At 74.6% G+C, this 4,712-nt stretch carries 5 protein-coding genes; 3 read left to right on the top strand and 2 right to left on the bottom strand.

Features of this window, described 5'->3' with window-relative positions; genetic code table 11:
- On the bottom strand, positions 1-728 hold a 728-nt coding region (locus AB0G02_RS28690), incomplete at its 3' end, for a site-2 protease family protein (protein WP_360799796.1).
- Between the two features lie 84 nt (positions 729-812).
- Positions 813-1,544, bottom strand: coding sequence for a TetR/AcrR family transcriptional regulator C-terminal domain-containing protein (locus AB0G02_RS28685; protein ID WP_360799794.1), 732 nt, complete (start codon positions 1,542-1,544; stop codon positions 813-815).
- Between the two features lie 87 nt (positions 1,545-1,631).
- Here AB0G02_RS28685 and AB0G02_RS28680 point away from each other — a divergent pair, with 87 nt between their 5' ends.
- The 3 genes from AB0G02_RS28680 to AB0G02_RS28670 all read left to right on the top strand — a co-directional run bounded on the left by AB0G02_RS28680 (position 1,632) and on the right by AB0G02_RS28670 (position 4,522).
- Complete coding sequence (locus AB0G02_RS28680; RefSeq protein ID WP_360799791.1) at positions 1,632-2,807, top strand: FAD-dependent monooxygenase; 1,176 nt, start codon at positions 1,632-1,634, stop codon at positions 2,805-2,807.
- Positions 2,808-2,869: 62 nt separating this feature from the next.
- On the top strand, positions 2,870-3,736 hold the full coding sequence (locus tag AB0G02_RS28675) for a RecB family exonuclease (protein ID WP_360799788.1): 867 nt from the start codon (positions 2,870-2,872) through the stop codon (positions 3,734-3,736).
- 12 nt (positions 3,737-3,748) lie between these two features.
- Positions 3,749-4,522 (top strand): thioesterase family protein, encoded by a 774-nt coding sequence (locus tag AB0G02_RS28670; protein ID WP_360799785.1) that lies wholly within the window; start codon positions 3,749-3,751, stop codon positions 4,520-4,522.
- The last annotated feature ends 190 nt before the right edge of the window (positions 4,523-4,712 follow it).

Raw genomic sequence — 4,712 nt, 5'->3', positions numbered from 1 at the left:
CCGCGCGCGCCCGCCAGCACGAACCACGCGGTCAGCAGGCACACGCCGAAGCGGAGCCAGCGGTCCTCCGCGCCGTCGAGCACGCCCCACACCGCCCACACGACGAGCAGCGCGGCCACGACCCCGCCACCGACGACGGCCGCCTTGGTGCCCGTCGCACGGCGGCCCGTGACGGCCCACACGCCCGCGCGCAGGATCCGGCCGCCGTCCAGCGGCAGGCCGGGGAGCAGGTTGAACACCGCGACGGCGGCGTTGGCGAAGGCCGTCTGGGCGATCAGCAACCACACGGCGTCCGGCTGCGGGATGGCCGAGGCGCCCAGGGCGAACATGCCGGCCAGCACGATGGAGACGATCGGGCCGGCCGCGGCGATGGCGCCCTCGTGACCGGGGCGGGTCGGGGTGCGCATCACCTCGGACACGCCGCCGAGCAGGAACAGGCGCAGCCTGCGCACCGGCAGACCCAGGCGCAGGGCGACGAGGCTGTGGCCGAGCTCGTGCGCCAGGACCGAGAGGCCGAGGAAGACCGCGAAGGTGGCGGCGAGGAGCACGCCGGTGAAGCCGCCGGCACCGGGGGCGATGCGGCCGACCAGCGGTGCGTAGAGCACCACGATGGCCGCCGAGCCGAGCCACCACGAGGGCGCGAGCAGCACCGGTATCCCGGCCGCGCGGAACAGCGGCAGCCCGCCGTCCCGGCTGACCTGCCGTCGCCAACTCCCCGTCGTCGCCACGGACCGAGCCTAGGGCGCGGGGTGTATCAGGACTGTGTTGGATCAGCGGCGGAGCGCGCCGGCGCGGGTCCGACGGCGGTCCGACTACCCGGTGACGGGTGGCACGACCGGCGACGCGGCGCGTGACGCGACCTTGGCGCGCAGGCCGTCCAGGATCAGGTCGAGGCCGAAGTCGAAGGCCTGGTCCTCCCCTCCCTGCTCCGCGGACCCGGCCAACGCGGCCTCGACCGCCGGGTAGCGGTCGCCCCGGTCGCGCACCACCTCGGCCAGCAGCGCGCCGAACTGCGTGCCCATGTCGTCCCCCGGTGTCGTCGCCACCTGCTGGGCGATGCTCCGGACGTGCCCGGCCAGCACAGCCAGCACGTCCATCCGCTCGGCGCCGCGCAGGCCGGTCCCGTCGAGCACGGCCAGCGCAGACTCCATCCAGGCCAGCTCGTTCGGCCCGACGACGCGCGGGCCCGTGGTGGCCTCCAGCGTCCACGGGTGCCGCAGGAACCCGGGCAGCAGCGCCGACGCCCACGCCCGGAGCCGCGCGCACCAGTCCCCGCCGGTCGGTTCGGCGGGCGGTGCGCCGATCGCCAGGTCGGCCATGAGCGCGACCAGCTCGGCCTTGCCGGGCACGTAGCGGTACAGCGACATCTTGGTGAACCCGAGGTCCGCGGCGACCCGCTGCATCGAGACGGCGGCGAGGCCTTCGGCGTCCGCGATCGCGATGCCGGTCCGGGCGATCCGGTCGAGGCTGAGCGCGGGCTTGGGGCCGCGGCGCGGACCCGGCCGTTCGCCCCAGAGCAGTTCGAGTCTGCCCGTCAGGTCCATCCCCACCTCCGGCGTTGCACCCGCCCGAAAACTGTGTCTACAGTACACAGAAGTAACTGCGTCCTACGGACACAATTAGGGGTGGCGATGTCGAACATGCGAGTCCTCATCTCCGGCGCGAGCGTCGCCGGACCGGCCCTGGCCCACTGGCTCGGCCGGTACGGCTTCGAGCCGACCGTCGTGGAGATCGCGCCCGTGCCGCGCAGCGGTGGTGCGGCGGTGGACTTCCGGGGCGAGACCCACCTGACCGTGCTGGAGCGCATGGGCGTCCTCGACCGGCTGCGCCAGGTGCAGACCGGCGGCAGCCCGATGACGTTCGTCGACGAACGCGGGCGCACCCTGCTCCACCTGCCGGAGGACTTCGCGGGAGGCGAGCTGGAGGTGCTGCGCTCGGACCTCTCGCGTGTCCTCCGCGAGCACAGCGCGGAACACGCGGACTACGTCTTCGGGGACTCCGTCACCGGCTTGACCGAGACGCCCGACGGGGTGGACGTCACGTTCGCCTCCGGTGCCGAGCGCACGTTCGACCTGGTCATCGGGGCCGACGGCATCCACTCCGGCGTGCGCGGCCTGGCCTTCGGCCCGGAGGAGCGGTTCGTCAGCCACCTCGGCTACTACGTCGCGACCTGGGACCTGCCCGACGACCTGGGCATCCCGCCCGAGCCGCGGAGCTACAACGTGCCGGGACGGCTCGTGTCCACCACCCGGGCCGGGGGCCGGGCGAGCGCGTTCGCGATCTTCAAGTCGCCCCTCCTGCGGTACGACCGGCGTGACGTCGACCAGCAGCGACGGCTGCTCCTGGACGCGTTCGGCGGGTTGGGGTGGGAGACGCCCCGGCTGCTGGACGCCCTGGGGCGCACGACGCAGCTGTACTTCGACTCGATCAGCCGGGCGGACGTCCAGCCCTGGTCACGGGGTCGCGTCGCCCTGGTCGGTGACGCCGCCTGCGGCGCCACCATCGGCGGGATGGGCACGGGCACGGCCGTCGTCGGCGCGTACGTCCTCGCGGGCGAGCTGGCCGCCGCGAACGGTGATCACCGGACCGCGTTCGGGCGTTACGAAGAACTCATGCGCGACTACGCGCGACGGTGCCAGCGGGGCGGCGACCGCACGGGCAAGTTCCTCGCGCCGGCGAGCGCGTTCGGCCTGCGGGCGCGCAACACCCTGCTGAGCAACAAGGTCCTGCTCGCCATGATGCTCCGCGTGGGCCAGGACGTGAGCAGCCGCCTCGACCTCCCCGACTACGCGGCGGCCACCGTGTGACCACGCCGCGCGACGCGGTTCGGAACCGATCTTGTCGGGGGGTTGGCCTATGGTTCTGGGCCATGGCAGTGCCGACGATCACCGAGCGCCCTGTTCGCAGGCCCGCGCTGTCGCCCTCGCGAGCGGGCGACTTCAAGCAGTGCCCGCTGCTCTACCGCTTCCGGGCCGTCGACCGGCTGCCCGAGAAGCCGACCAGGGCGCAGGTGCGCGGCACGGTGGTGCACGCGGTGCTGGAGGACCTGTTCGGCCTGCCCGCCGCCGAGCGGCTGCCGGAGACGGCGCGGGCGCTGGTCGGTCCGGCGTGGGAGCGGGTGCGGGCCGAGCGGCCGGAGTTCGCCGAGCTGTTCGCGGAGGGCGACCCCGAGCAGGAGGAGTGGCTGGCGTCGGCGGAGGAGCTGCTGGACGGCTACTTCGGGCTGGAGGACCCGCGCCGGTTCGACCCGGACGCCCGTGAGCTGCTGGTGGAGTGGGAGCTGCCCTCCGGCGTGCTGCTGCGCGGGTACGTCGACCGGGTGGACGTGGCCCCGACGGGCGAGATCCGGGTGGTCGACTACAAGACGGGGGCCGCGCCGCGCCAGGTGGGCGAGGCCAAGGCGTTGTTCCAGATGAAGTTCTACGCGCTGGTGCTGTGGCGGCTGCGCGGCGTGGTGCCGCGCCAGCTGCGGCTGATGTACCTGGCCGACCGGCAGGCGTTGGCCTACCAGCCGGACGAGGCGGAGCTGGCCCGGTTCGAGCGCACCCTGGAGGCCATCTGGGACGCGATCCTGCGGGCGGCGAAGACCGGCGACTTCCGGCCGAACCCGAGCCGGCTGTGCGACTACTGCGACCACAAGGCGCTGTGCCCGGCGTTCGACGGCACGCCGCCGCCCTACCCGGGCTGGCCGGAGCCGGACGCCGGGGTGGAGACCGCGCTCGACCGGGTCGACTGACGGGGCCGGGGCGTGGACGCGTTCTACGAGCGACTGGACGAGGACCGGTTCGCCTCGACCGGGCACACCACCGGGCCGTGGGGCCAGGAGAGCCAGCACCTCGGGCCGCCGTCGGCGCTGCTGGTGCGGGCGTTGGAGCGGTGCGCGCCGCGGCCGGGCACGGTGTTGTCGCGGGTGGCGTTCGAGGTGCTGGGTCCGGTGCCGGTGGCGGAGCTGACCGTGACGGCGTCGGTGCTGCGGCCGGGCCGTTCGGTGGAGCTGCTGACCGCGGAGCTGGCGCACGGGGGCCGGCCGGTGCTGCGGGCGGGCGCGTGGCGGACCGTGGCCGGCGACACGGCGGCGGTGGCGTCCGACGCGGGCGGGCCGCCGGCACCGCCGTCGGAGTGCGAGCCGATGACCATCCCGGACCACTGGCAGGGCGGCTACCTGGCCGCGATGGAGTGGCGCTCGGTGGACGGCGGGATCTTCGCGCCCGGTGACGCGGTGGTGTGGGCGCGGGCGCAGGTGCGCGTGGTGGCCGGCGAGGAGCCGAGCGCGGTGCAACGCCTGTTCACGGTGGCGGACTCGGCGAGCGGCGTGTCCAGCCGGGTGGACATCCGCACCTGGTACGCGATCAACACCGACCTGACCGTGCACCTGCACCGGGAGCCGGTCGGTGAGTGGTTCGCGCTGGACGCGGCCACGGTGATCGGGGCGTCCGGTGTCGGCGTGGCGAGCAGCGTGCTGCACGACGAACGCGGGCCCGTGGGGCGCAGCGCGCAGTCGCTGTTCGTGCGGGAGCGCTAGCGCGGAGCCCGCGCGCCGGGTCGGGTCGATGCCGTTCCGGGGCCCACGAGCGACCCGGTGGTGGTCACGGCCGTGAGCCGGAGTGGCCCGCGGTCGCTCCGGCTCGCACCATGGGTGGGTGAGCGGCGCGGAGGGGGCCGTCGGCGCAGGGGGGCGCGCGCTCGCGCTGCGCACCGAGGCCAGGACCGCG

This window comes from Actinosynnema sp. NPDC023658 (assembly GCF_040639995.1).
Classification (GTDB): domain Bacteria; phylum Actinomycetota; class Actinomycetes; order Mycobacteriales; family Pseudonocardiaceae; genus Actinosynnema.
Note: the sequence above shows the minus strand (reverse complement) of the source record. Positions and strands in the feature narration are given on the sequence as shown.

Excerpts from the sequence above, each read along its gene's own strand:
- AB0G02_RS28675 (WP_360799788.1), top strand. The coding sequence starts at position 2,870 with ATGGCAGTGCCGACGATCACCGAGCGCCCTGTTCGCAGGCCCGCGCTG.
- AB0G02_RS28680 (WP_360799791.1), top strand. The coding sequence starts at position 1,632 with ATGTCGAACATGCGAGTCCTCATCTCCGGCGCGAGCGTCGCCGGACCG.
- AB0G02_RS28685 (WP_360799794.1), bottom strand. The coding sequence starts at position 1,544 with ATGGACCTGACGGGCAGACTCGAACTGCTCTGGGGCGAACGGCCGGGT.